Source organism: Oleiphilus sp. HI0123, assembly GCF_001635315.1.
The window spans coordinates 1-592 of record NZ_LWGE01000997.1 but is presented as its reverse complement, the minus strand read 5'-3'; the positions used below and the strand labels follow the sequence as shown (position 1 = coordinate 592).

Genomic DNA, 592 nt, shown 5'->3' with positions numbered 1-592 from the left:
TTGCAACGGTGTTGTTTGCAGAAGAAAATATTGTTGTTGAGTCTGCTACGGTTCAAGATGTGATCTTGCCAATGGCCATTTTGAGTGGAACCGTTAGCGACAAAAATGGCGCACCAGTTGCCGCTACGCGCGTGACAATTAGCCATATCGCGTATCAGCAAAATGGAAACAGTGACAAAGGTTTCTATCTGGAGAGTCAGGGCAAGTCGCCTGCGACACATGCTTTGAGTGACGCAAACGGTGAGTTTTCAATAGCGCTGTTTACTAACCAAAGTACCGATATTAATTTTGTGCCGCCGCTAGGCAATCAGCTTGTTAGTAGTACGCTAATTAGTGATTATGTCATTGCGCAGGATACAGCTGATTCTTTCGTTTTAGCGCAGCCTTTCACTTTATCTGGCTACCTGTTAGATGAGCAGGGCAACCCGATAGACCATACAATGATTACCGCACATAATCAGAGTAATCGTCAACTTGCTGACACACCCGTTCTCACCGACAGCGAAGGTTATTTCGAGTTTAAAGTTTCCTTTGGAAACTATCAGTTAAGGCCTTACTTACAGACCCAGAATCAAGTTGATGACGAGGGTGT

At 44.8% G+C, this 592-nt stretch carries 1 protein-coding gene; it reads left to right on the top strand.

The window, feature by feature from the left end:
- The coding region (locus A3761_RS27525) for a carboxypeptidase-like regulatory domain-containing protein (protein ID WP_197472987.1) at nt 1–592 on the top strand (592 nt) is incomplete at both ends.